The organism is Mesoflavibacter sp. SCSIO 43206, assembly GCF_019904215.1.
Classification (GTDB): Bacteria; Bacteroidota; Bacteroidia; order Flavobacteriales; family Flavobacteriaceae; genus Mesoflavibacter; species Mesoflavibacter zeaxanthinifaciens.
The window spans coordinates 2354485-2379041 of sequence record NZ_CP063201.1; the positions used below are offsets into that span (position 1 = coordinate 2354485).

26 protein-coding genes are annotated in these 24557 nt (G+C 31.8%); 20 read left to right on the forward strand and 6 right to left on the reverse strand.

The genetic code is table 11. The features are described from left to right. Nucleotides 1–16 precede the first annotated feature (16 nt). The gene (locus INR78_RS10810; RefSeq protein WP_027879777.1) at nucleotides 17–667 is read left to right on the forward strand and encodes a rhomboid family intramembrane serine protease; all 651 of its coding nucleotides are present in this window, start codon (nucleotides 17–19) and stop codon (nucleotides 665–667) included. Between the two features lie 61 nt (nucleotides 668–728). Here INR78_RS10810 and INR78_RS10815 read toward each other — a convergent pair whose 3' ends face one another. Beyond that, complete coding sequence (locus tag INR78_RS10815; RefSeq protein WP_106678582.1) at nucleotides 729–1241, reverse strand: peroxiredoxin; 513 nt, start codon at nucleotides 1239–1241, stop codon at nucleotides 729–731. A 64-nt stretch (nucleotides 1242–1305) separates the two neighbouring features. Between INR78_RS10815 and mnmE the strand changes: the two genes are divergently transcribed. The 10 genes from mnmE to INR78_RS10865 all read left to right on the forward strand — a co-directional run bounded on the left by mnmE (nucleotide 1306) and on the right by INR78_RS10865 (nucleotide 10977). Then, entirely contained in the window at nucleotides 1306–2712 is a 1407-nt protein-coding gene (mnmE, locus tag INR78_RS10820) for a tRNA uridine-5-carboxymethylaminomethyl(34) synthesis GTPase MnmE (RefSeq protein ID WP_106678580.1), read from the forward strand. 229 nt (nucleotides 2713–2941) lie between these two features. Then, the gene (locus INR78_RS10825; RefSeq protein ID WP_106678578.1) at nucleotides 2942–3301 is read left to right on the forward strand and encodes a helix-turn-helix domain-containing protein; all 360 of its coding nucleotides are present in this window, start codon (nucleotides 2942–2944) and stop codon (nucleotides 3299–3301) included. Between the two features lie 227 nt (nucleotides 3302–3528). After that, nucleotides 3529–4620, forward strand: coding sequence for a sensor histidine kinase (locus INR78_RS10830; RefSeq protein WP_223076528.1), 1092 nt, complete (start codon nucleotides 3529–3531; stop codon nucleotides 4618–4620). Between the two features lie 8 nt (nucleotides 4621–4628). Next, entirely contained in the window at nucleotides 4629–5960 is a 1332-nt protein-coding gene (locus INR78_RS10835; protein ID WP_106678575.1) for a sigma-54 dependent transcriptional regulator, read from the forward strand. Between the two features lie 724 nt (nucleotides 5961–6684). Further along, nucleotides 6685–7989 (forward strand): Glu/Leu/Phe/Val dehydrogenase, encoded by a 1305-nt coding sequence (locus INR78_RS10840; protein ID WP_106678573.1) that lies wholly within the window; start codon nucleotides 6685–6687, stop codon nucleotides 7987–7989. A gap of 23 nt (nucleotides 7990–8012) precedes the next feature. Beyond that, the gene (locus INR78_RS10845) at nucleotides 8013–8432 is read left to right on the forward strand and encodes a GreA/GreB family elongation factor (protein WP_223076529.1); all 420 of its coding nucleotides are present in this window, start codon (nucleotides 8013–8015) and stop codon (nucleotides 8430–8432) included. Between the two features lie 12 nt (nucleotides 8433–8444). Next, the gene (locus tag INR78_RS10850) at nucleotides 8445–8840 is read left to right on the forward strand and encodes a hypothetical protein (protein WP_106678569.1); all 396 of its coding nucleotides are present in this window, start codon (nucleotides 8445–8447) and stop codon (nucleotides 8838–8840) included. A gap of 62 nt (nucleotides 8841–8902) precedes the next feature. After that, nucleotides 8903–9268: a hypothetical protein gene (locus INR78_RS10855; protein WP_223076530.1), complete on the forward strand. Its 366-nt coding sequence runs from the start codon at nucleotides 8903–8905 to the stop codon at nucleotides 9266–9268. Between the two features lie 183 nt (nucleotides 9269–9451). Further along, entirely contained in the window at nucleotides 9452–10282 is an 831-nt protein-coding gene (locus INR78_RS10860; protein WP_223076531.1) for a hypothetical protein, read from the forward strand. 200 nt (nucleotides 10283–10482) lie between these two features. Continuing rightward, on the forward strand, nucleotides 10483–10977 hold the full coding sequence (locus tag INR78_RS10865) for a family 16 glycosylhydrolase (RefSeq protein ID WP_255593150.1): 495 nt from the start codon (nucleotides 10483–10485) through the stop codon (nucleotides 10975–10977). 87 nt (nucleotides 10978–11064) lie between these two features. On the opposite strand, the gene INR78_RS10870 is transcribed toward INR78_RS10865, so the two are convergent. Next, a complete protein-coding gene (locus INR78_RS10870; RefSeq protein WP_370632455.1) occupies nucleotides 11065–11673 on the reverse strand; it encodes a Crp/Fnr family transcriptional regulator in 609 nt (202 codons plus the stop codon). Nucleotides 11674–11844: 171 nt separating this feature from the next. Between INR78_RS10870 and INR78_RS10875 the strand changes: the two genes are divergently transcribed. The 9 genes from INR78_RS10875 (at nucleotide 11845) to INR78_RS10915 (ending at nucleotide 21464) form a co-directional block, all read left to right on the forward strand. Next, nucleotides 11845–14217 carry a heavy metal translocating P-type ATPase metal-binding domain-containing protein gene (locus INR78_RS10875; RefSeq protein ID WP_223076532.1) on the forward strand — a complete coding sequence of 791 codons (2373 nt, stop codon included), beginning with the start codon at nucleotides 11845–11847 and terminating at the stop codon, nucleotides 14215–14217. Nucleotides 14218–14290: 73 nt separating this feature from the next. Continuing rightward, entirely contained in the window at nucleotides 14291–14473 is a 183-nt protein-coding gene (gene ccoS, locus INR78_RS10880) for a cbb3-type cytochrome oxidase assembly protein CcoS (protein ID WP_223076533.1), read from the forward strand. A gap of 11 nt (nucleotides 14474–14484) precedes the next feature. Further along, nucleotides 14485–16674: a cytochrome-c oxidase, cbb3-type subunit I gene (gene ccoN, locus INR78_RS10885; RefSeq protein ID WP_223076534.1), complete on the forward strand. Its 2190-nt coding sequence runs from the start codon at nucleotides 14485–14487 to the stop codon at nucleotides 16672–16674. Between the two features lie 6 nt (nucleotides 16675–16680). Next, the gene (locus INR78_RS10890) at nucleotides 16681–16872 is read left to right on the forward strand and encodes a cytochrome c oxidase subunit IV (protein WP_027879818.1); all 192 of its coding nucleotides are present in this window, start codon (nucleotides 16681–16683) and stop codon (nucleotides 16870–16872) included. Beyond that, nucleotides 16869–17837, forward strand: coding sequence for a cbb3-type cytochrome c oxidase N-terminal domain-containing protein (locus INR78_RS10895; protein ID WP_223076535.1), 969 nt, complete (start codon nucleotides 16869–16871; stop codon nucleotides 17835–17837). The genes INR78_RS10890 and INR78_RS10895 overlap by 4 nt, the downstream gene beginning before the upstream one ends. 12 nt (nucleotides 17838–17849) lie before the next feature. Beyond that, nucleotides 17850–19271, forward strand: a complete 1422-nt coding sequence (ccoG, locus tag INR78_RS10900) for a cytochrome c oxidase accessory protein CcoG (protein WP_223076536.1) — start codon at nucleotides 17850–17852, stop codon at nucleotides 19269–19271. Nucleotides 19272–19418: 147 nt separating this feature from the next. After that, complete coding sequence (locus INR78_RS10905) at nucleotides 19419–19865, forward strand: FixH family protein (protein WP_223076537.1); 447 nt, start codon at nucleotides 19419–19421, stop codon at nucleotides 19863–19865. Between the two features lies 1 nt (nucleotide 19866). Next, entirely contained in the window at nucleotides 19867–20568 is a 702-nt protein-coding gene (locus INR78_RS10910) for a sulfite exporter TauE/SafE family protein (protein ID WP_223076538.1), read from the forward strand. A gap of 65 nt (nucleotides 20569–20633) precedes the next feature. Then, the gene (locus INR78_RS10915) at nucleotides 20634–21464 is read left to right on the forward strand and encodes a universal stress protein (protein WP_223076539.1); all 831 of its coding nucleotides are present in this window, start codon (nucleotides 20634–20636) and stop codon (nucleotides 21462–21464) included. Here INR78_RS10915 and INR78_RS10920 read toward each other — a convergent pair. From INR78_RS10920 to INR78_RS10935, 4 genes are all read right to left on the reverse strand, one after another. Continuing rightward, nucleotides 21461–22192 (reverse strand): sulfite exporter TauE/SafE family protein, encoded by a 732-nt coding sequence (locus INR78_RS10920; RefSeq protein ID WP_223076540.1) that lies wholly within the window; start codon nucleotides 22190–22192, stop codon nucleotides 21461–21463. The two genes, INR78_RS10915 and INR78_RS10920, sit on opposite strands and share 4 nt — an antisense overlap. Nucleotides 22193–22195: 3 nt before the next feature. After that, nucleotides 22196–22633, reverse strand: a complete 438-nt coding sequence (locus INR78_RS10925) for a hypothetical protein (protein WP_223076541.1) — start codon at nucleotides 22631–22633, stop codon at nucleotides 22196–22198. Between the two features lie 83 nt (nucleotides 22634–22716). Continuing rightward, nucleotides 22717–23559 carry a universal stress protein gene (locus tag INR78_RS10930; protein ID WP_223076542.1) on the reverse strand — a complete coding sequence of 281 codons (843 nt, stop codon included), beginning with the start codon at nucleotides 23557–23559 and terminating at the stop codon, nucleotides 22717–22719. Nucleotides 23560–23678: 119 nt separating this feature from the next. After that, on the reverse strand, nucleotides 23679–24515 hold the full coding sequence (locus INR78_RS10935; protein WP_223076543.1) for a universal stress protein: 837 nt from the start codon (nucleotides 24513–24515) through the stop codon (nucleotides 23679–23681). Between the last annotated feature and the right edge of the window lie 42 nt (nucleotides 24516–24557).

Consider the following 24557-nt stretch of genomic DNA (forward strand, 5'->3'; position numbering starts at 1 on the left):
AAACTTAAATATTGAAATGGGTAATTTAGCAATTGTTACAATAATTATAATCGCTGCAAACGTCATAATTTCTTACAAAGGATTTGAAGATTATGGTTTTTTTGATAAGTATAAATTTAATGTTGGTGCCATAAAAAGAGGCGAACAATTTAGATTGTTTAGTTCTGGCTTTTTGCATGTAAATACACAGCATTTGTTATTTAACATGATTACGCTGTATTTTTTTGCTAACAATGTAATTGCATATGTTGGGTCACTTAAATTTATAATTATTTACGTAGTTAGCTTAGTTGCTGGTGGATTATTGTCGCTATATTTTCATAAAGATGAATACCATTACAGTGCAGTAGGAGCAAGTGGAGCAGTTACAGGTATTTTATACGCTGCAATACTGCTTAATCCAGATATGAGTTTGTTTTTCTTTTTTATTCCTGTTCCAATTCCTGGTTATGTTTTTGGTATTGGATATTTATTATATTCTATCTACGGAATGAAAAAACGTATTGGTAATATTGGGCATGATGCGCATTTTGGAGGCGCAATAGGTGGTTATGTAACTACTTTAGTTTTTGTTCCGTACTTGTTTCAAATTAATTTAACAATGGTTGTTGTTTTAGCATTACCAATCATTTTATTGTTTGTAATGAAAAAGTTAGGCAAAATCTAAATAAAAAAACTCCGATGTTTTATCGAAGTTCTTGATTTTCCACGAAAGTGAAATAAAAATTTTAATTCGCTAATAACTCAGCAACTTTATCTTCTAAAGCTTTACCACGTAGATTTTTTGCAACAATCTTACCGTCTTTATCCAAAATGTAAGTAGCAGGTATTGATCTTACACCATAGGTTTGTGCTATTGGCTCTTGCCAACCTTGTAGGTTAGATACATGTTTCCAAGTTAGTTTATCTTGCTCGATAGCTTTTAACCATCGGTCTTTTTGCTGTGCTTTATCTAAAGAAATTCCGACAATTTCTAATCCTTTGTCGTGATATTGGTTATACATTCTAACTACGTTTGGGTTTTCTTTTCTGCATGGTCCACACCAACTAGCCCAAAAATCTAAAATAGTGACTTTGGCGTCAATATCGTTAATATTTAAAGTAGCCCCATCAGGAGTTGGCGCAGTAAAAGTTGGTGCGTAGTCACCAATGTTAGTCCCAAAAACAGTAATTTCCTTTTTTTCTTCTTTACAAGAAAACAATGCTAAAACCGAAATAAATAATATTAAAGTGTTTTTCATTACAAATAAGTTTGCAACAAATATAAACTATAAAAGTTGAATAAAATATGCATATTTTTGCACTATGATATACAACGATACCATAGTAGCTTTAGCAACCGCTTCTGGCGCTGGCGCAGTTGCCATAATTAGATTATCGGGTAAAGACGCTATAAAGATAGCAGCAGATAATTTTAAGTCTGTAAAAAGCCAAAAGTCGCTTAGCGACCAAAAGACGCATACCATACATTTGGGACATATTATTGACGAAAACCGTGTGATAGATCAGGTTTTAGTATCGGTTTTTAAAAACCCAAATTCTTATACAGGAGAAGATGTAGTTGAGGTATCGTGTCATGGTTCGGTATATATTCAACAAGAAATTATTCAGCTATTTTTAAGAAAAGGTTGCCGAATGGCAAATCCTGGCGAATTTACTTTACGTGCTTTTTTAAATGGAAAGCTAGATTTAAGCCAAGCCGAAGCTGTAGCCGATTTAATTGCAAGTGATAATGAAGCATCACATCAAATTGCCATGCAGCAAATGCGTGGCGGATTTTCTTCTGAAATAGCTAAGCTACGTGAAGAATTGTTAAATTTTGCTTCTCTAATAGAACTTGAATTAGACTTTGCAGAAGAAGATGTAGAGTTTGCAGATCGTACACAATTTAAAGATTTGGTAGATCGTATTTCTTTCGTTTTAAAACGCTTAATAGACAGTTTTGCCGTAGGAAATGTGATTAAAAACGGAATACCAGTAGCAATTGTCGGAGAGCCAAATGTTGGTAAATCTACATTGCTTAATGCGCTTTTAAACGAAGAACGTGCCATAGTAAGTGATATTGCAGGAACAACCAGAGATACCATTGAAGATGAATTGGTAATTAACGGTATCGGTTTTAGGTTTATAGATACTGCAGGAATTAGAGATACAAAAGACGTTGTTGAAAATATTGGGATTAAAAAAACTTTTGAGAAAATAGACCAAGCACAAGTTGTTGTCTTTTTATTTTCTGCTAACGAGTTTAAAACACAAAGCGAACGTTTGATTGTAGAAGTAGAAAAGATTAAAAACAAGTTCCCGCTTAAACCAATGTTAATTATAGCCAATAAAGTAGATCAATTATCAGAGGAAGAAAAAGAAGAAGTGTCACAATCTTTAAATACAATTCAACACATTGAAGCATTAATGATTTCGGCAAAAAATAACGAAGGTGTAGAAGATTTAAAAGACAAATTAATTGGTTTTGTTAATACAGGCGCATTAAATAATAACGAAACTATTGTCACAAACACACGTCATTATGATGCTTTATTAAAAGCTTTTGAAGAAATCCAAAAAGTAAAATACGGTTTAGAAACAGGACTTTCTGGAGATTTAATGGCAATAGATATTAGACAAGCATTATATCATTTTGGAGAGATTACAGGTGAGATTACTAGTGATGATCTTTTGGGTAATATTTTTGCTAACTTCTGTATCGGTAAATAATCATATAAAACACACTAAAGTATTTTAAATTAAAATCACTGAAAATCAATTAAAAGAGTTTTTTTTGTATTTTTTGTTTTTATAAAAATTTATAATTTTTTAGTTTCTTTTGTACCTGATTGTGTTTTTTTGATTTATATTTGAATTGTAGGAGAAATTATGGCGACTAATTAATCTTATTTTAATTTATGTCTATTTATATATGTAAATAGAAGCAAAATAGAATTGAATGAGTTCAAATATTAGAGTTAGTAGAATTTGTGAAAATTGTAATAAGACTTTTGTAGCTAAGACAACTGTAACTCGTTTTTGTGGAGATAAATGTGCAAAAATAGCTTATAAGAAAAGAAAGAAAAATGATAAGATTAGAAAATCAAATGAAGAAACCTTAAAAGTTAAACTTGAGCCATTAGAAATTATTCAAGTAAAAGATTTTTTAACAGTAAAAGAAACAGCTACTTTACTTAATATTTCTGAAAGGTCAACCTATAGACTAATTGAAATAGGAGAACTTAGAGCTGTAAACCTTTCTAAAAGACTTATTCGTATTAAGAGATCTGAGATAGATAGACTACTTTCAAAATTTTAAATTATTTAAAAGGTAAGTATTCCAGTTCAGCAGACTGTATTGGAAATCATTAAAACCTCAAAATGTCCCAATAATCATCAAATATCCCGAAATGGTGGCGCAATTAGTACCAAGGTTCCAAAACGACATTAAACAAGAAGCAAAAAATAAATTGTGGTTTTTGTAAAATATTGGGTAGATGTTAAAAATTAAGCTTATTTTAAAGTGAAATAAAAATGTTTCGTCACATGAGTAAGTCAGAACAACAATTAAAAGAGCGTATTAAAGAATTAACCTGTCTCTATGAAGTGACATCTATTATTGTAAATGCCGATTATGACCAGCTGGAACAAACCATAAAAGCAATTGCTTACAGTTTAAAAAAAGCCTTTCAATATCCCGACAAGACAGAGATTTCCATAGAAACACCATCTATAAATATAAACACCGAACCATTAAATACAGCCAATCCAACAATCGTCAGTTCCATTTTAATTTTTAATGATCCCAAAGGGCGTATCATCGCATCCTTTAACGCTTCAGCTTTAAAAGCAGACAAATTTCTAGAAGAAGAAACATTATTGCTGGACAATGTCGCCTTAAAAATTGGCAATCTTTTGGAGCGTATCGACATTAAAAATAACGAGCTTTCCATGAAACGTCAGATGGAGCGTGCAGACCGCCTTGCCACTTTAGGTGAACTTACAGCAGGTATCGCTCACGAACTCAACACACCATTAGCCAATATCCTCGGTTTTGCGGAGCTTTTACAATCAAGATTGAAAAAAGATGAACAAGCTCTTAATGACCTCGATAAAATCATTACAAATGCCATATTTTCAAGAGAGGTTGTTAAAAAACTGATGTTCTTTACTTGCACAATGCCACAGGAAATGAAGCATATTAATCTAGTAAGTATTATTAAAGAATCAATAAAATTACTGGAACCAACATTTCGTAAAAGTAAAGTAAAATATATCGTTAAAATTGAAGATGAAAATTTGATGTTGCGTGCTGATACCGTACAAATGACACAAATTATGTTCAATCTACTGATGAATGCTATTTACTTTTCTCAGCAAAATGGAGTGGTTACTATTGAGACAAGTCAAAATAAAAAACACATCATTCTTAAAATTTCTGATGAAGGAAAAGGTTTTGATATAAAGGATATGGATAAAGTATTTGAACCCTTTTTCACAACAAAACCCATAGGAGAAGGTTCAGGACTTGGGTTGAGCGTCGTTCATGGTATTGTCGCTTCTCATAAAGGAACCATCACAGCTCAAAATAATAATAAAAAAGGTGCTATCTTTACGGTGACACTTCCAAAAGATTAATCTCATAGATGCAACTACGCAAGGAAAACATACTTATTGTGGATGACGATGTAAACATTCTAGAATTGTTGCAGCGCCATTTACAGTCTTGGCATTATCACGTTTTTAAAGCCATATCGGTTAAAGAAGCGGTCTCCATTTTAAGGGACACACAAATTGATTTATTGATTACAGATTTAAAAATGCCCGAAGTGGATGGTTTCGAACTCATAAAATTTGTGTCAGAACATTATCCAAAATTACCAAAACTCGTCGTCACAGGCTATCCGTCCATTCAAGATTCCTTGGCAGCTATTAAATCCGGAGTGGTAGATTATTTAACCAAACCATTTACAAAGGATGAGTTAAAGACTGCAATTGATAAATCTATGGTCGCTTCACAAAAAGCACCAACGAAAGAAGATAGCCACAAGGAAGTAAATACCAAAGCCTACGGAGATATCATCGGGAATTCAGAAAAAATAAATGACGTAATCCAAGTTATTGAGCGTATAAAAGATAATAAGGCAACTATTTTTATCAAAGGCGAAAGTGGTACAGGTAAAGAATTGGTAGCCCGAGCTATCCACTATCAGGGCAAATTCTCAAGAGCCCCATTTGTCGCAGTTAATTGTGGTGCTATTCCAGAAAATTTGTTGGAAGCGGAACTGTTCGGCTATTTAAAGGGAGCTTTTACGGGAGCCGAAACCAATAGAGAAGGGTTTTTCCAAGCAGCTGATGGTGGCACTATTTTTTTGGATGAGATAGGTAATGCATCATTGCCTGTTCAATCAAGATTGCTTCGTGTCCTGCAGGAAAAAGAAGTAGTGCGAGTTGGTTCCACAAAAGCAGAAAAAATAGACGTGCGTATCATTGCAGCTACAAACAGCGATTTGAGGGAGATGATAAAAAAACAAACTTTTAGGGAAGATTTGTTTTACCGTTTAACTGTCGTTGAAATCGAAATTGCTCCACTATGTGAACGCAAAGAGGACATCCAATTATTAGTGGACAAATTCCTATTTAAATATGGAGTGGAGTATAAAGATAGATTTGTAAAAATCACTCCGGAAGCTCTGACAATTTTAGAACGTTACGAATGGCCTGGTAATGTTAGAGAACTTGAAAATATTATTCAGCGTGCAGTTATTATGTGCGATAAAGTTATTGAAGTCCAGCATTTACCCGAACACTTAAAGTATAACTTAAACTTCCCTTCCGATGAACTCGTTCCATTACGAGTAATGGAAAAAAAATACATTCAAAAAGTACTGAAAGCTACTGATAATAATAAATCAAAAGCAGCAGAAATTCTTCAAATAGACCGAAAGACCATTCGGCAAAAACTTGCAGACCAATAAGATTAGGTTTGATACTTTTTTCCTCAACCGGGTAATTATACCCCAGTTATTCCAATTTTAAATTTACTACTAACCATGCTAAAAACCCTTTTAAATAAAGGGTTTTTCGAAGTTTCTTCATTTAGAGTTCTTGTTTTGGCACACGCATTGCCAATGGGTATATGTAATTAATAATAATTTTTTTCAATATGAATCACTTTAGTATTTGCACAAGCTGTTCACATGTAAACACTTGTGTTTTAACAGCGCAAAAAGACAAGGTTTGGTCTTGTAGTGAATATGATGAGTCGCTGCCCGATGAAGTTATCACAGAAGTCGAAACATTCCAAGAACGCAAGTCATTGTTTGTTTAACTAATAAAACAAAAAGTTATGATTTTTAATACCCTAATAACAACAGTTAATGGTCAGAAAGCAATAGACAAAAAGCCCAATCGTAATTATGCAAGGCATAAATACATAATGGATTAAATATCATGAGCGGTCTATTTCAGAAAGGTATTTCAAATAAATTTTTATGCCAATTAAAGAAATTATAATAAACAAAAACAGTATAAACATATAAATACAGGATAAAATGAATTTTAAATCCCTTTTTAGAGCAATGTCATCACAAAGGACGAACAATAACAAATTAAGCTTTGAAACTATAAGGATCAGCCCTTTTAAATTTTCAAATATAAAAGATTCACTAAAATAACGTAATCGCTAATTAAATATTAGAAATGGAAACATTAACAAAAGAAATAAATAAGAAATCTAAAAAAATACCCGTAAGGGGTATGATGGATAATGTTATGGAGCAGTTTGAAAGTGCTGCAAACCATATTAAACTTCATCCAAACATTAAAAAAATCTTAAGCATTACCAATAATGAGATTATTGTAAACTTCCCAGTAAAGATGGATAATGGTGAAGTGGAGATTTTTACAGGCTATAGAGTACAGCACAATAATGCATTAGGACCATACAAAGGTGGTTTACGTTACCATCCAACTGTAGATATAGATGCTGCAAGAGCATTGGCTATGTGGATGACCTGGAAAACCTCATTGGCTGGATTGCCTTATGGTGGTGGAAAAGGTGGAATAAAATTAGACCCTTCAAAATATTCTCAAGGAGAATTAGAGCGTATTACCAGACGCTTCACCTTTGCTTTGGCAGACAATATTGGTCCAGAACATGACATACCAGCTCCAGATGTTAACACAAACAGTCAAACAATGGCGTGGATGGCAGATACCTACATGAGTACAAGACCACCAGCTGAACGTACCGCAAACCAACATGTAGTTACCGGAAAACCAGCAGGAAGTGGTGGGCTTGAAGGGCGCGATAGAGCAACTGGATATGGAGTCTATTTATCAATTAAATTTTGGGCAGAAAAAAACAACGAAAGTTTAATAGATAAAAGATTTATTGTTCAAGGGTTTGGTAACGTGGGTTATTGGGCTGCACATTTTTTAGAAAAGGATGGTGCAAAAATGGTAGCAGTTCAAGATGCTTTTGGTAGTATACGAAATGCAGAAGGTATTAATGTCGAAAATCTATTAAGCTATTCAAAAACAAATAAAGGTAGTGTCGTTGGTTATCCAGAAGCATTCCATCTTGACAATGAAAAGTTTTTTGCTACAGAATGCGATATATGCATTCCTGCGGCACTTGGTAATCAAATTACAAAAGATAACGCGCCTGTAATAAAGGCTACTCTCATTGCAGAAGGGGCAAATGGCCCTACTAATGTTGAAGGAGAAAAAATCCTATTAGAAAAAGGGATTACTATTATACCAGATATTTTGTGCAATTCAGGTGGTGTTGTAGGAAGCTATTTTGAATGGCTACAAAATCGTAATGGCGAATTATGGCAATTAGATGAGGTCATGGCAAAACTACACAAAAAACTTAAAGAGTCTTTTGATAAAGTCTATGAGTATGCAAAACGTGAAGGCATAGACATGAGAACTGCTGCATATTGTATTGCTATTGAACGTATTGAAAAAGCTTATGTGCAAAGAGGGATATTCCCATAAATAAAAATTTAAAACATGAGGACATGAAATATGGAAGTTTAATAATGGAAAAAAAAGAGTACGTCTATTTAAAAAGGATACTTAACATTTCAGGTTATGCTGAAGATTTTCAAACTCTAAAGTCTCATCAGAAATTATTGGATGAATTGAAAACAGCCCAAATTGTTGATAATGGCGAAATGCCACTAGATGTAATTAGATTCAACAGTAAAGTGACAATAATTTTTAATAATGGAATAGAGAAAACAATTCAAATAGTTGCACCAACGGATAAGGATGTTAAGAACAATAAAATATCTATTCTCACTCCTATGGGAGCAGCACTTATTGGCTACTCAAAGGGAGATATAGTAACCTGGGAGTTTCCTATGGGGCAACATGAAATAAAAATTATTGAAGTCCAACAAGAAAAGACATTCAATAATATCAACATAACAATTTAAAAAAACAAGAGTATGGCAGGTTTTAATAATAGTCTATTTAAGCACGACTCCGATGTAGATCTAACACATAAAATCAGTACAAAGGAATTGGAAAACTGGATGAGCCATCTTAAGTATATAGAAAAAGAGCTTATCAATCTTATTACAATCTGTAATCAAGGCTTCAACACAAAATTGGAGGATAGTACGGTTGTAAAACGTTTTGAAAAGAAACAAAATGAAAATCAAACCTTGTTAAATGCGCTAATTAAATACTCCAATTCAAGAACAAACATTGCAGAGTGTGAAGATACGGCTTGTGATATGGTGTATATCACAGAACATGAAAGCTACCGAAGAAGTTATCTATACCATTTGGATAAATACAGACGTCTCAAGGATGATTTTTTCAATAAAATCCATGGGTAAATTAAACTCGTTGGTGTTGACTAAATAAACATAAGCATGTGAGCAGTATTATATCACACAAGATGGATGAACATAGACGTCTTTGTATAAAAAAAGATTTAAATGAATTACACACGTGGATGGCGGCTATAGAAGCCTTCAATAGTGAATTAGAACAGATGTCACAAATCGAAAAAAAACTCATTAAAAATACGTCTGTTTCAAATACAATTTTAGCAATTAGAAGGAACAACGTCCTAATTATGGCAAATTTATGTAAATATGAACAAGAGCTTAAAACTGAATATGAGTACGGAAAAGTTAAATATGATTTGAATCGGCTAAAAATACATGAGCAAAGAAGAGCTAACTATTTGAAACTTGTAACGGATTGCAACAGTTTTAGAAATCAATTCTATACCATAATAAGCAGATATCAGCGCAAATAATGGATATGAAATAATAAAATAAGTACTGAAAAATTTAAAAATGGAACATAGTTTAAAATTTGATTAATAGCAAAACACCTCATTTTTTTGTATATAAGCAACCGTGAAAGTAACTACTTTCACGGTTACCCTTTAAGAATTTCAACAGCAGTAAACTGGATATTCACTTTTAATAAGAACAAAATGAAAAAGATATTAATCCCAACTAATTTTTCTCGTAATAGTAATGTAGCCATTAATTACGTTACAGAACTTCTTAAAGAGGAATACTGCGAATTTTATTTTTTAAATACGTATTCTTATGATGTTTCAGGCTTAAATGCTATTGAATTACTTCCAGCTGATGATGCCTTTTTTGATGAGCCCAAAGAGGAATCATTGAGACAATTGGGTGCTTTGGTTGAACATAGCACATTAGATTCCGATAATGACAAACATAGCTTTTATGCCATTTCCGAAAATTCTGGTCTTATCGAAAGCATTAAAACTAATGTTGAAAAAATCGGTATAGATTTAGTAATAGTATCCGGTAACTCAAATAAAACAGTGGGTAAGAATACTGGAATGATTTTAGAAAAAGTAAGAACCTGTCCTGTCTTAATCGCTCCACCCAACACTTCTATATGTAAAGGGCTTTGTATCACAATTTCTTCAGATTTCAAACTGGGAATTAACACTTTAGAAATTGATAGATTCATCAAGACCTTCAAAAACACCAAACTTGATATTGAAATTCTAGTTTTAGAGGAACAGAAAAACTTGACAGCTCAAGTAGCTAGTAATTTGGAATCCTTAAGCACTTACCTAAAACAACTTTTGGAGAAAGAATCAAATATAGAGTTCATACAATCTGGATATGGCTTGAAAGAATATGCAGCATCTCATAACGACCACATAATTTGTATTATCGATAAAAAACCCGATTTGTTGAGAAAAATTGGTTTTTATAAATCCAATGTTATTTCCACGATTGGCAAATTAAGGACAAATACTGTTCTGACAATCCATCAATAAATAATAATTTTATCATATGAGTAACAGGAAATTTTTTATCATATTAATATTAATTTTAATAGGATTAGGTATCATTGCCTTATTATCCTGGTTAATTCCAGCACCAATTTTTAATTAAGTTACTAATAAAAATTGAGGTAGGCAGGTGATAAGATGTTCGTCAGTTGTTCCATTTTGTTCCATAAAGCATATCTGCAAGAATTAAATCAGAAAACTTATACGAATTTACCTACGAAAGAGTGGAAGTAAGAGCAAAATTACCAACTGTTGGCGGAACTTGGCCTGCAATTTGGATGCTAGGATCAGATATTGAAGAAGTTGGTTGGCCTGCTTGTGGTGAAATAGATATTATGGAATATGTAGGTAAAACACCTCATGAGATTCATACTACATTACACACACCATCAAGTTTTGGTCAATCAGTAAACACTAATGTAGAGACTATAGGAGATATTGAAGAAGGTTTTCATGTGTATAAAACCAATTGGAGTAAAGATGCTATTAAGTTTTATATAGATGATCAGTTGGTATATACCTTCTCACCAGAAGAAAAAGATAAAAAGAACTATCCTTTTAATAAACCATTTTTTATTATTTTAAATATGGCAATAGGTGGTTATTTTGGAGGTCCTGATGTGGACGATTCAATTTTTCCTCAAGAGTTTATAATAGATTACGTAAAAGTATATCAATAACTAAACATCTAACTAAGTAACTAACTAAAACCAAAAAAGATGCTACAATTAATTGTTGCACCTTTTTTTATTAAAATATGATAAAGTTTACTCAACTCTTAGTAAACCTGCTTCGTCTTCAATTTTTATTTGCTTTCCTTTTGTACTAATTAATCCTTGTTTTTTAAATTGAGATAAGATTCTAATAGCACTTTCTGTAGCAGTACCAACAATACTTGCATAATCTTCTCTAGATAGGGTTAGTGCTAAAAAACCATTTTCATCACTCCCAAATTTTTGATGAATGTAAACAAGCGTATTAGCAAGACGTTGCTTAACCGTTTTTTGTGCCATATCAACAAGCTGATCATCAGAGTTTTTTAAATCTTTGGCCATATTTTTTAATACGTCCATAGAAAAATCAGGATTCTTTTGTAAATCTTGGATAATTTCACTTTTAGGAACAAAGCAAACTTGCATATCATTTACAGCAGTTGCAGTAAGGTTAGATGGTTCTCCACTAATTAAAGAGCGTTGACCAATCATTCCGCCTTTAAGTGCAAGTTTTACAACTTGATCTTTACCATTTTCGCTTAATTTAGTTAATTTACACACTCCATCTCTTATACAGTAAATACCATTTAAAGAATCACCTTCTTCAAAAATGTTATCTCCTTTTTTAACGATTTGAGTTGTTTTACATGCAGAAACACGCATTAACTCTTCTTTTGTTAAGGCCTTTAAACTATTAAATTGCCTAACAATACATTGTTCACATTTGCTCATACCTAAAAGACTAATGTTTCAAAATTATACATAATATGACAAATATCATAAAATATCTTCAGCTTTAGTGTAATCTTTGTTACAGGTATAAAAGAGCAAATTATGGATGCAAAAGTATGTTATCATTGTGGTGATACATGTACAGATACCAAAATAACAAAAGATGAAAAAGTGTTTTGTTGTAATGGTTGTAAAACGGTTTACGAAATCCTTTCGGAAAGCGATTTAACATGTTACTATGACCTTCAAGCTTCTCCAGGAGCTGTTCCTAAAGAGATAGAAGGTAAATATGATTTTCTTTCACAAGAAAAAATTATAGAAAAATTAGTAGAGTTTGACGATAGCAAAACACAAATTGTTACGCTTTACATTCCGCATATTCATTGTAGTTCTTGTATTTGGATTTTAGAGAATTTAAACAAATTAAATCCTGCTATTTCGCAATCTCAAGTAAACTTCGGTAAAAAGACCGTACGAGCAACTTATAATACAGAAACGTTTAGCTTAAAAGAACTAGTCTTGCTTCTTAGCTCTGTAGGTTATGAGCCGTACATTAGTTTAGACGATTATAAAACAGGAAAAGAAAATGTTAACCGAAGCTTAATATACAAGCTTGGCGTTGCTGGTTTTGCATTTGGTAATGTCATGTTTTTGTCTTTTCCGGAGTATTTTGAGGTAGATGAGTATTGGCTAGAAAAATACAAACATCTCTTTAGATGGTTAATGTTTGCGTATTCGTTACCTGTAGTGTTTTATGCTGCACAAGATTATTTTATTTCGGCGTATAAAGCTATTAAAACCAGAATTTTAAATATTGATATACCAATTGCTTTAGGTGCAATTGTTCTATTTTTAAGAAGTACAATAGAAATTATTTTCAACTACGGATCAGGATTTTTTGACAGCTTAACAGGGTTGATATTTTTCTTATTACTTGGTAAATTCTTTCAGCAAAAAACCTATTCATTTTTATCTTTTGAGCGTGATTACAAATCGTACTTCCCAATTGCAGTTACAAAAATTATTAATAACGAAGAAGTGCCAGTTCAAGTCTATGATATAGAAAAAGGAGACCGATTATTAATAAGAAATCAAGAGTTAATTCCCGTAGACGGAATTTTAATTAACGGAAGAGCAAAAATTGATTACAGCTTTGTAACTGGCGAATCTGAACCAGTTAAAAAAGCATCTGGAGATAAATTATTTGCAGGCGGAAAACAAACATCTGGTGTTATAGAAATGGAGGCTATAAAGTCTGTAGAGCAAAGTTATTTAACACAATTATGGAGTAACGATGTGTTTAATAAAAATAAAGAAGATGGTTTTACAACGCTAACAAACGCTATAAGTAAGCGTTTTACAATCATTATCTTAAGTATAGCTTTTATAGCAACTGCATATTGGCTTTATGTAGACTCTTCTAAAGCGATGAATGTGTTTACAGCAGTTTTAATCATTGCTTGCCCATGTGCTATAGCATTATCGGCTCCATTTACTTTCGGAAACTTGTTGCGTATTTTTGGTAAGAAAAAGTTCTATTTAAAAAATGCTTCTGTAATAGAACAATTATCGCACATAAACACGATAATTTTTGATAAAACAGGAACCATTACTTCAAACAAAAAAAGTGAAGCAAAATATGAAGGTTTGCCACTTACCACAGAAGAAGAAACTTTATTAAAAAACACCTTAAGAGGATCTAATCATCCTTTAAGTAGAAGTCTTTATGATATTTTAGACGAACATAATATTATTACTTTAGATACTTATAAAGAACATTTAGGACAAGGTATAGAAGCTTCTCATGCTTCCAAAAATATAAAAATAGGATCTGCAAAATTTGTAGGTTATCAAACAGAAACAGAAGTTTTAAATACAGCTGTTCACGTAAGTTCTAATAGTATTTATAAAGGAAAATTTACCTTTTATAATAGCTATCGTAAAGGATTGTCTAAACTATTTAATAAGCTAAAGAAAGATTACGACTTAGCGATACTTTCTGGGGATAATGAAGGTGAAATGGAAAATCTTAAAAAACTACTGCCATCAAAAACTAAGTTACTTTTTAATCAAAAACCAGACGATAAATTAGAATATATAAAATACCATCAAACTGAAGGCGCAAAAGTACTTATGGTTGGTGACGGACTAAATGATGCAGGAGCATTAGCACAAAGTGATGTTGGTGTAGTAATTTCAGAAAATATAAATGTGTTTTCTCCAGCTTGCGATGCTATTTTGGATGCTTCTAAGTTTAATCACTTGTATAGTTATATCAAGGCTTCAAAAAGTGCACTAAAAATTATAAAATGGAGCTTTTTGCTGTCATTCTTTTACAATGTTATAGGATTATATTTTGCTGTTACAGGACAATTAGCGCCAGTAATTGCGGCAATATTGATGCCTTTAAGTTCTATAAGTATTGTGATTTTCACTACAATAGCTACAAATTGGATTGGCCGAAAACTAAAATAATTTTAAACATGATAAATATCATCTTTTAAACAAGACTTCTAAAGTAATTTTGAAACATAACTTCTAATTAGGTATGAGTGTTATATATATATTATTAACGGTAAGCATTATTGTTGCTGTAATTTTCTTTGTAGCCTTTATTATGGCTGTAAGAAACGGACAATTTGACGATGGTTATACACCATCTGTAAGAATGCTTTTTGAAGACGAACTTATAAAAACAAAAAAAACAATAACTAAAAACAACAAAGACTAATCACAATTATTATGGAAATGCAACAATTTTATTACGATAACAAGATTGTTAAAAAGTTTCTCTATGCAACAATGCTCTGGGGAGTAGTTGGTATGCTAGTAGGACTAATTTTAGCTTTCATGTTTTTATTCCCAAATATGACAGATGGGATTTCATGGTTAAGTTTTGGTCGTTTAAGACCATTACATACCAATGCCGTTATCTTCGCATTTGTGGGTAACGCAATTTTTGCAGGTGTTTATTACTCTACGCAAAGATTATTAAAAGCCAGAATGTTTAGCGACTTGTTAAGCAATATTAACTTTTGGGGCTGGCAATTAATTATTGTAGGAGCAGCAATAACGCTACCATTAGGCTTTACAACATCAAAAGAATATGCCGAGTTAGAATGGCCTTTTGATATTGCAATAGCACTTATATGGGTTGCATTTGGAGTTAATTTAATTGGTACTATGTTAAAACGTCGTCAACGTCACTTATACGTTGCAATTTGGTTTTACATAGCAACGTTTGTTACTGTTGCAGTATTACATATATTTAATAGTTTAGAATTACCTGTTAGTGCATTTAAGAGTTACTCCGTTTATGCAGGTGTACAAGATGCATTGGTACAATGGTGGTATGGTCATAATGCGGTAGCATTTTTCTTAACAACACCATTTTTAGGTTTAATGTACTACTTTGTACCAAAAGCAGCCAATAGACCTGTATATTCTTATAGATTATCAATTATACATTTCTGGTCTTTAATATTTATTTATATATGGGCTGGTCCACACCATTTATTATATACCGCTTTACCAGAATGGGCTCAAAGTTTAGGAACAACCTTCTCTGTAATGTTATTAATGCCTTCTTGGGGAGGAATGATTAATGGATTATTAACACTTCGTGGTGCTTGGGATAAAGTTCGTGTAGATCCAGTGCTTAAATTTATGGTAGTTGCAATTACGGGTTACGGTATGGCTACATTTGAAGGACCAATGCTTTCTCTTAAAAATGTAAATGCAATTGCTCACTTTACAGATTGGATTATTGCTCACGTCCACGTTGGTGCTTTAGCATGGAATGGCTTCTTAACCTTTGGTATGATTTACTATTTAGTACCAAAGTTATTTAAAACTAAATTACATTCGGTAGGATTAGCTAATTTACATTTCTGGATTGGTACCTTAGGTATTATAATGTATGCGTTACCAATGTATGTTGCTGGATTTACTCAAGCTAGTATGTGGAAACAATTTAATCCAGATGGTACGTTAGTGTATGGTAACTTCTTAGAAACTGTTTCAGAAATTATCCCAATGTACTGGATGCGTGCCATAGGAGGTACGTTATACCTTACAGGAATGTTAATCTTAGTATACAACATTGTTGTTACAATTGCTAAAGGTAGTAAAGTTGAAGACGAACTTGCTGAAGCAGCAGCATTGCAACGTGTATCTAAAAAACGTGTAGCTGGAGAAGGTTGGCACACTTGGTTAGAGCGTAAACCAATTAGATTAACTATCTATGCTACTATCGCAATTTTAATTGGAGGTATTATTCAAATTGTACCGACAATAATGGTAAAATCTAATGTTCCAACTATTAGTAGTGTAGAGCCTTATACACCGTTAGAGTTAGAAGGTAGAGATATTTATATACGTGAAGGTTGTGTAGGTTGCCACTCTCAAATGGTACGTCCATTTAGAAGTGAAGTTGAGCGTTACGGAGAGTACAGTAAAGCAGGAGAATTTGTTTACGATCACCCATTTCTTTGGGGAAGTAAGCGTACAGGTCCAGATTTACATAGATTAGGAGGAAAGTATAATGATAACTGGCACTTCAACCATATGTATGATCCACAAAGTACATCATCAGGGTCAATCATGCCAGCCTATAAATGGTTAATTGATAACGAGCTTGATAAATCTCAAACCGAAGCTAAAATGCGTGCAATGGTATCTTTAGGTGTGCCTTACACGGAAGAAGATATTGCAAATGCTCAAGCTCAAATGACTGAACAAGGTACTCAAATAGAGAAAAACCTTTACAGCGATCCAGATTTTGCTTCTGCTTACGAAGCAAGTAAGAAAAATGCTGGTGCAGACTTTGTAGAAATGAAAAACAGAGAGATTGTTGCTTTAATAGCATACTTGCAACGTTTGGGTACAGATATTAAAGTAGAACAAACAGAAGAAACAACAGCTCAAAACTAATACGTCATGTTGAAATTTGTAAAAAATCATTTAGAGACAATAGCAGGTGTAGAGATATACCCAATATTATCACTTCTTATATTCTTTGGATTTTTTGTAGTTCTTTTTTGGTGGGTAATCACCGCCAAAAAAGACTACATCTCTAAAGTAAGTAATATACCACTAGAATTAGACAACCAAAACGAATCAGAATCATGAGAAATTTATTCCCATCATATGTAAGAGTTCCTGTAATATTCTTCACAATATTCGGATTAATCGAGTATTTCGTGGATTCAGGAGACGAGCCAGCTTTTTTAAAGTATCCTGTTATCATGCTGTTCTTACTTTTAATTTTATTAGTACTTATAGCAATAGAAGGAATAGTAGGTTCTATAGAAAACGTGCTTTTCCAAAGTTTAGATGAAGCTGGTAAAGAACGTTACTTAGCTAGTAAAACAAAAACGCCTCAATTTAAAGCCTTAAACAACATTTACGATAAATTAAAAGGTAAACAAAAACCAATTGAGGAAGAACATGAAATTATCCTAGACCACAATTACGATGGTATTAAAGAGTTAGATAATAACTTACCACCATGGTGGGTATGGTCATTCTATATTTCAATTGTATTTGCAGTAGTTTACTTAGTAAGATTTCATGTTATTGGAACAGCAGATTTTGCAGCAGAAGAATTAGAAAAAGAATATGCACAAGCTAAAATTGAAATAGAAGAGTATAAGAAAACAGCTAAAAATTTAGTCGATGTTAATACTGTAACGTTATTAACAGATGCTGCCGATTTAAAAGCAGGTCAATCTATCTTTAATGCTAACTGTGTAGCTTGTCATATGGCAGATGGTGGAGGAGGAATTGGTCCAAACCTAACAGATAACTACTGGATTTTAGGAGGTGGAATTAAAAATGTATTCCATACCATTTCAGAAGGTGGACGATCTGGAAAAGGAATGATTTCTTGGAAAAACGATCTAAAACCAATAGAAATGGCGCAAGTAGCTAGTTATGTATTGTCTTTAGAAGGTACAACACCAGCAAATCCAAAAGAACCAGAAGGAGATATTTGGAAACCAGAAGGAGTTGATAATGTAGAAGTACCAGAAGAAGTTATAGAAACAGAAGTTATTGAAGTAGAAAAATCTACTCCAGCAGAAAATAACGATTAATAATAAGTTAAAATGGAAGCTCCAGACAACGAGAGTTTTAGAGACTCGATTGCAACAATAAACGAAGAAGGAAAACGCGCTTGGATTTTTCCAAAAAAACCAAGCGGTAAGTTTTATGATTACAGAAAGTACGTAAGTTACTTTTTGCTAGCCTTTTTATTTGCAGCACCGTTTATTAAAATAAATGGTAATCAGTTTTTAATGTTCAATGTTTTGGAGCGTCGTTTTAATATTTTCGGCTTTCCGTTTTGGCCTCAAGATTTTCACCTGTTTGTAATCTCAATGATTATAGGTGTAATTTTTATTACTCTATTTACTGTAGCTTTTGGTCGTATTTTTTGCGGTTGGATTTGTCCGCAAACCATTTTTATGGAAATGGTTTTTAGACGTATAGAATATTGGATTGATGGTGATAGAGGGAAACAATTAAGACTTAAAAAATCTGGATGGACTAGTGAAAAAATAAGAAAAAGAGTTCTTAAACACACTATTTTTATAATTATTTCATTTTTAATTGCCAATATCTTTTTAGCTTATTTAATTGGTAGTGATAAGCTTTTAGGATATATAAAAGACGGTCCGTTTGAGCATTTAGGTACATTAATTCCGTTACTAATATTTACAGGTATTTTCTACTTTGTTTTTTCTTGGTTTAGAGAGCAGGTATGTATCATTGCTTGTCCTTACGGTCGTTTACAAGGTGTGCTTTTAGATACTAAATCTATTGTTGTAGCTTACGACCATAAACGTGGAGAAGGCGAAAATGGACGCAAAAAATGGCGTAAAAATGAAGATAGAGAAGCTCTAGGATATGGAGATTGTATTGACTGTTTACAATGCGTACACGTTTGTCCAACAGGAATAGATATACGTAATGGGACACAATTAGAATGTGTTAACTGTACAGCATGTATTGACGAGTGTGATACCATAATGGAAAAAGTTGGCTTACCAACAGGACTTATTAGGTATGCAAGCGAAGCTAATATTGAAGACAAAGAGCCATTTAAGCTTACAGCTAGACTAAAAGGGTACATTGTAGTTTTAACAGTTTTAATAGGTGTTTTAATAGCAATGCTTCAATTAAGAAACGAACTTGAAGCACGTGTATTAAGGTTGCCAGGACAATTATACGAGCATAAAGAAAACAATATAATAAGTAACGTATTTACCTATAAATTGGTAAATAAAACAACAGAACCAGTTGAAGACGTTAGCTTTAAATTAAAAGATTATAAAGGTACAGTAAAACTAGTATCTACAGAAAATACTGTAACAGTGCCTAAACAAGGTTTAGAAGAAGGAACTTTATTTATAGAGCTAGACCAAAGTTTATTAAAAGGTGATAAGACCGAATTAACTATTGAAATTTATAGCAAAGACAAATTAATAGAAACAACTAAGGTTAACTTTTTAGGTCCTAGAAGTTTCTAAAATATAAACATTGAAAGAATAAAAAAAATAATGGCAAGTACACCTTGCATTAAGGATTGAGGTATTGTTGGAGCGCCTTGTAAAGCGCGACTACCGAAAGCCTGACCTGAAGCTTGCGTAAGGTAATGCCATAAACATTTTAGAGATATGAAACTTAATTGGGGAACCGGAATTGTAATTGCATTTATTGGCTTTATTAGCTTTATAATGTACTTTGTTATCAATATGAATACTGACAAGAAGTTAGATCATGATTTAGTTACAGAAGATTACTATAAACAAGAATTAAAATATCAAAACGATATAGATAAAGAAAAAAATGCCAAAACACTGTCTGCTAACTTAAAGTGGCAAAAAACAGAAAATGGCATGCTAATCAGTTTTCCTGAAAATTTAGAGCCAAGTAATATTTCAGGTAAAGTGTTCCTATATAGACCATCTAATAAACAATTGGACTTTGAAACCACAATTTCTCTGTCTAACCACAATTTGCTCATACCTGACAAACGTTTGTTAGATGGTCGTTGGAACATTAAAATAGATTGGAGTTACAAAGGTAACAACTACCTTTATAAAGAAGAAATTTTATATTAAAATGCTACTTACGGCTATCATATTTGGTTTATTAGGAAGCTTTCACTGCGTAGGAATGTGCGGTCCTATTGCCTTTATGTTGCCTGTTGATAGAAGTAATTCTTTTAAAAAAATATCTCAAATTACAGCTTACCATATTGGTCGTTTACTAGCTTATAGTATTATTGGGTTAATTTTTGGGCTAATTGGTAAAAGCTTATATATTTTTGGTTTACAGCAAAAACTATCTATAATTATTGGTGTGTCAATGATAGTTGTTGTTGTGTTCCCTTATAAAAAAATAGGACAAAACTTTGTAGTAAAACCTATTTACAAAGCGGTAGCTTTTGTAAAAAAACAAATGGGTGAAGCTTTAAAAAAGAAAACAGCAGATACTTTTTTAACGATTGGTTTTTTAAACGGATTTTTACCTTGCGGATTAGTTTATATGGCTGTTTTTGGCGCTATTGCAACTGGCACAGCTTGGCAAGGTAGTTTATATATGTTCTTTTTTGGATTAGGCACAATACCCTTAATGACCAGCGCTATTTATTTAGGTAAATTTTTAAATACACAAGCCAAACAACGCATCCAAAAGGCAATACCTGTTTTTGTTGTGGTAATTGGTGCGCTATTTATTTTAAGAGGTTTAGGTCTTGGTATTCCTTATATTTCTCCAGCTCCTGTTGTAGAAATGGTAGAAGGCGCTATTAATTGTCAATAATTTCTTCTTATCTTTATTTTTTTAATTTCATTCTGAATTGAAATCTCAAAACCAATCTATTTTATATGAAAAACATTCTGTTACTTACCGATTTTTCTGAAACTTCAAAAAACGCTATTCATTATGTTATGCAGTTGTTTGAAAATAATGAAACAACGTTTCATTTAGTTTACGTGCATAAAGCGTCTGCATTTACGTCTGCAGATTTGATGACTAGTAGCACAGATAATTTATATGCAAGTATCGTAAAGTCGCCACAAGAAGATTTAGAAGACCTTGTAAACAGTTTAAAAACGTCATATAAAAACGATAAGCATACTATAAACTCTCATGTAGATTACGATGTGTTTACAGATGCAATCAATCAATTAATTGAACTTCAAAACATAGATCTAATCGTTATGGGAACTAACGGTGTGACTGGTGCAGATGAGGTTGTTTTTGGTAGTCATACACTTAATGTAATTAGAAAAGTTGAATGTCCAACGCTTGTTATTCCAAAGGATTTTAAATTTGAAACACCTAACGAAGTTTTAATTCCTTTAGATGAAAAAGATTATATAAACAAAACGCGATTAAGCTTAATTTCTAGTCTTTTACATAATAAAGAGACTAAATTTCATGTTCTTAGAGTTATAGAAACTGAAAATGATAGCTTTAAAGAGGCAGATGTTGAGGTTTTAAATTCAAACTTTTCTGAAGAAAACTATAGCTATTTCAATATTACTAATGTGCCATTACACTATGTTGTAGATACTTATGTGCAAACAAATACTATAGATTTTGAGGTGTTTATTATACAGCAAACTACTTTTTTTGAAAGACTTTTTAAAGGATCACCAATTACAAAACATAGTAAAGTAGCAAAAGTACCTTTGTTTATTCTTCACGATTAAAACCAAAGACTTACAAAGCTAGAGATACCGATAATTAAGATTAGTATTAGTACAAAATTTCTAAATTGATCTTGAGATATTTTGTTTAGGATTTTTTTACCAATATAAGTCCCGATAACGCTAATTACTAATAGGATAGGGATGAGGTATAAAATATCTTTTTGTATGTAACCATTGTTGTAATACACAACACTTCTACTTAAATCTACACCTAAATCTATAATAGCAGACGTAGCAATAAATTTTTCTTTATTCATTTTAAAGGCAGAAAGAGTTATGCCTCTTATTGCTCCGCCTGTACCTAATAAACCTGCGCTAAAACCAGATAAAATGCCTCCTAGAATGGCGTTTTTATTGGATGCTTTTATGATTAATTCTTTAAAAATTAAAAAGATAAGACTAAGTACAATTAAAAATCCGCCTAAAAAATAGGTAAGTAATTTAGTGTTAAAAAACTGACTTACGTAAGCACCGATAATTACAAAAATAACAGCTGGTATACCTAAGTAAAGGATAACTTGTTTGTCAATTCCTTTTTTGAAAAATGCTATTTTTACTACGTTACTAGATAAATGAAACAAGGCTGTAAGCCCCAAAACAGTTTGAAAATCTAAAAAGAAGTTAGCAATTGGTACAAAAAATACTGACGAGCCAAAACCACCAACCGTGCCTAAAATTTCTGCAAGTAAAACAAGTAATAGAAATACACCAAAATATTTAGAAAGCATAAACTATTTAATTAAATGCTGGTTTTTATCTGTTTTCATTAAATCTTTAATTAAGCTAAAAATTTCAAATTTTACAGCTTTGTAATCATGAAAAAACTCACTTATTTTAGAGGTAAACTCTCTGTGTTCTTTTTTGTATTTGTTTTCTTCTTCAAGCTCATCAATACCGTTTACAATAATCTCAAGTTCTTGTTCATGTTTAATCAAGTTATTAATTAGTTTTTCACTACCACGTTTGGTTCTGTATAAGGCTGTTGTTGCGGTTTGAGCACGCTCTAAGTCATTGTTGCTTATAATTTTTTTGGTATAATTTGTAATTAATTCTTCTAAAAATAATTGTTCATCTTTAATAAAATTAAGATCTGATAGCCAATTTTTTGACATTTCGTGCATGCGCTCTGCGCTAAACCATTCTACTAATTTTCCTTTGTTAGTTTTCATTGTTTTAATGTTTAAGGGTTAGTAATTATACCTTTAAGTTAGTACTATATACTTACATTAACTATGATAATTATCATGTGGGTTTAGCTAGCTGTATTGTTATTAGGAATAACTAAAAATGGTATTTGTGGGTTAAAACCAATGTTTTTAATCACAGGCTCATTTAATATTTTCTCAAAAATGCTGTGTTTGTAATTAACCATTACTAATAAATCGATCTCTAAATCTTTAATAAAAGTATTTATTACTTCGGTTTTTTTATCAAAGTTTGGTACACTATGATAATGTGTTTTAAAGCCTTGTAAACTTGACTTAAGTACCGATAAATTATAATCTTGTATGCTTGATAATGGTTTATTAGTTTCTATATGCATGATCCTTAAAACAGCGTTATTGTCGTAAGCTAGATCGTTTAATATAGTTAACTCTTCTGTAGTGTAAAAACGGTTTAAATCTGTTGAAAAAGCAATTTGTTTTATAGGGTTATAGTCATAATCTTCTGGTAAAATTATAACTGGGCAAGATAAATGTGTTTTTACAACATTAACACTATTAGTACCAAACAAACTATTTAATATACTGTTTATCCCTTTAGTACTCATTATGACTAAGTCAACAGAGAGTTTTTTTGTAACTTCTTCTATTGCATTTGTTAAAGGCTGAAATTTTATAATAGTTTTAAACTCATGATTAGTATTAGGATCACTACTTTTAATTTGTTCTTTAAATTGATTTAGTTGGTCGTTGCCCAATTTCATTATGTTTTCTATGTAGACTTCATTTAATGTAGAAAGTATTTCTGGATCTAAAACTTCTGTATGTAAAAGATGAAAAGTACATAAGTCATCTCTATATAGTTTGACAGCGTATACTAATCCAGCCCAAGAGTTATCTGAAAAATCTACAGGAATTAAAATGTGTTTCATAGTTTTAAGTTTTTTGATTTACTTAAAGTTATTTTAAATTTTCATAATAAAACATGACAACTGTTAGGAAATAAAAAAGCCAGCATTTTTGCTGGCTTTTTAGTATATTTTAAGTTTTATTACTTGATTTTAAAAGTTATAACAGGTAAAGACGCGTGGTTAGCAATATCTTCTGAAATACTTCCAGATAAGAAATGTGTAAACCCTGTACGACCATGTGTAGCTATAGCAATAGCATCTGCGCCAGATACATTAGCAAAGTTTAAAACACCTTTTTCTACGGTGTAATCTGATACATATTTTACGTTATCTAATTGACTTAAGTCGCCATCTGCTTTAGTTAAAAAGTCTGCTACGGTTTGTTCTATTTCTTGAGAGCTGTTAAAGTTGTCCCCAGGTGTATTTACATATAGCAAGTGTAATTTAGAACCTAAAGTTTTAAATAACTTAGTAGCATTTAAATAAGGTGTAACACTTTTTTCTGTAAAATCTGAAGCAAACACTACATTATCAAAACTTAACGTAGTCGGTTTGTTTTTTATTACAAGTACAGGTATATCTGCATGTCTAACTACTTTTTCTGTGTTGGATCCAACAAATATTTCTTTTAAGCCACTACTACCATGAGATCCCATAACAATCATATCTGCATTTTGCTCTTTAGCAACATCATTTACTTCGCTAAATACTTTAAAATGTTTAACTATTGGTGTTACGTTAATACCTTCTAAAAAGTCTTGCTCTAAAAATTCATTAAACTTTTTTTCTGCTAGTTTTATAAAGAAAACAGTTTCGTCTTGTAAAGCTGTTTCTCCTTTAGTTAATATAGTTTCAGAGATTTCTAACATGTGCAATGCTAAGATTTCTGCATTATATTTTTTTGCTAATATTGATGCAGCTTCTAAAGCGTAATTAGAATGATCTGAGAAATCTACTGGTACAATTATTTTTTTCATTTTTTGTTGATTTTAAGAGTTATATAAAGTTATTAATTTTTT

Excerpts from the sequence above, each read along its gene's own strand:
- INR78_RS10810 (WP_027879777.1), top strand. The coding sequence starts at position 17 with ATGGGTAATTTAGCAATTGTTACAATAATTATAATCGCTGCAAACGTC.
- INR78_RS10815 (WP_106678582.1), bottom strand. The coding sequence starts at position 1,241 with ATGAAAAACACTTTAATATTATTTATTTCGGTTTTAGCATTGTTTTCT.
- mnmE (WP_106678580.1), top strand. The coding sequence starts at position 1,306 with ATGATATACAACGATACCATAGTAGCTTTAGCAACCGCTTCTGGCGCT.
- INR78_RS10825 (WP_106678578.1), top strand. The coding sequence starts at position 2,942 with ATGAGTTCAAATATTAGAGTTAGTAGAATTTGTGAAAATTGTAATAAG.
- INR78_RS10830 (WP_223076528.1), top strand. The coding sequence starts at position 3,529 with ATGAGTAAGTCAGAACAACAATTAAAAGAGCGTATTAAAGAATTAACC.
- INR78_RS10835 (WP_106678575.1), top strand. The coding sequence starts at position 4,629 with ATGCAACTACGCAAGGAAAACATACTTATTGTGGATGACGATGTAAAC.
- INR78_RS10840 (WP_106678573.1), top strand. The coding sequence starts at position 6,685 with ATGGAAACATTAACAAAAGAAATAAATAAGAAATCTAAAAAAATACCC.
- INR78_RS10845 (WP_223076529.1), top strand. The coding sequence starts at position 8,013 with ATGAAATATGGAAGTTTAATAATGGAAAAAAAAGAGTACGTCTATTTA.
- INR78_RS10850 (WP_106678569.1), top strand. The coding sequence starts at position 8,445 with ATGGCAGGTTTTAATAATAGTCTATTTAAGCACGACTCCGATGTAGAT.
- INR78_RS10855 (WP_223076530.1), top strand. The coding sequence starts at position 8,903 with ATGGATGAACATAGACGTCTTTGTATAAAAAAAGATTTAAATGAATTA.
- INR78_RS10860 (WP_223076531.1), top strand. The coding sequence starts at position 9,452 with ATGAAAAAGATATTAATCCCAACTAATTTTTCTCGTAATAGTAATGTA.
- INR78_RS10870 (WP_370632455.1), bottom strand. The coding sequence starts at position 11,673 with ATGCGTGTTTCTGCATGTAAAACAACTCAAATCGTTAAAAAAGGAGAT.
- INR78_RS10875 (WP_223076532.1), top strand. The coding sequence starts at position 11,845 with ATGGATGCAAAAGTATGTTATCATTGTGGTGATACATGTACAGATACC.
- ccoS (WP_223076533.1), top strand. The coding sequence starts at position 14,291 with ATGAGTGTTATATATATATTATTAACGGTAAGCATTATTGTTGCTGTA.
- ccoN (WP_223076534.1), top strand. The coding sequence starts at position 14,485 with ATGGAAATGCAACAATTTTATTACGATAACAAGATTGTTAAAAAGTTT.
- INR78_RS10890 (WP_027879818.1), top strand. The coding sequence starts at position 16,681 with ATGTTGAAATTTGTAAAAAATCATTTAGAGACAATAGCAGGTGTAGAG.
- INR78_RS10895 (WP_223076535.1), top strand. The coding sequence starts at position 16,869 with ATGAGAAATTTATTCCCATCATATGTAAGAGTTCCTGTAATATTCTTC.
- ccoG (WP_223076536.1), top strand. The coding sequence starts at position 17,850 with ATGGAAGCTCCAGACAACGAGAGTTTTAGAGACTCGATTGCAACAATA.
- INR78_RS10905 (WP_223076537.1), top strand. The coding sequence starts at position 19,419 with ATGAAACTTAATTGGGGAACCGGAATTGTAATTGCATTTATTGGCTTT.
- INR78_RS10910 (WP_223076538.1), top strand. The coding sequence starts at position 19,867 with ATGCTACTTACGGCTATCATATTTGGTTTATTAGGAAGCTTTCACTGC.
- INR78_RS10915 (WP_223076539.1), top strand. The coding sequence starts at position 20,634 with ATGAAAAACATTCTGTTACTTACCGATTTTTCTGAAACTTCAAAAAAC.
- INR78_RS10920 (WP_223076540.1), bottom strand. The coding sequence starts at position 22,192 with ATGCTTTCTAAATATTTTGGTGTATTTCTATTACTTGTTTTACTTGCA.
- INR78_RS10925 (WP_223076541.1), bottom strand. The coding sequence starts at position 22,633 with ATGAAAACTAACAAAGGAAAATTAGTAGAATGGTTTAGCGCAGAGCGC.
- INR78_RS10930 (WP_223076542.1), bottom strand. The coding sequence starts at position 23,559 with ATGAAACACATTTTAATTCCTGTAGATTTTTCAGATAACTCTTGGGCT.
- INR78_RS10935 (WP_223076543.1), bottom strand. The coding sequence starts at position 24,515 with ATGAAAAAAATAATTGTACCAGTAGATTTCTCAGATCATTCTAATTAC.